Genomic DNA, 258 nt, shown 5'->3' with positions numbered 1-258 from the left:
CTTACTGTTTGAATGTTTTGAGGCGCTTCGAGCAGTGGCTCGTTTAAGCGCAGCGATGCCGATGGCAGACTAATTTTATATCGGTTATTTTTTCCCGCGATTGTAACCTCTTCTAAAGCCTGGTCATTTTCAGATAATACAAAGTCGATGGTTTTAGTTTCACCGGCCGCAACGGTTACTGGTTTCTCCGAAGCATTTATGCCAACCGCCGAAGCTTTAATGGTGTAGCTTCCCGCCTTAACCCGATGAATCGTAAAC

General features: G+C 45.3%; 1 protein-coding gene. It reads right to left on the bottom strand.

The window, feature by feature from the left end; all coding sequences use genetic code 11:
* Positions 1–258 (bottom strand): carboxypeptidase-like regulatory domain-containing protein (locus AC0IW9_RS31195; RefSeq protein ID WP_471652171.1); only part of this gene is annotated, 258 nt, incomplete at both ends.

The sequence above is a fragment of the Belnapia sp. AC561 genome, from assembly GCF_979252845.1.
Note: the sequence above shows the minus strand (reverse complement) of the source record. Positions and strands in the feature narration are given on the sequence as shown.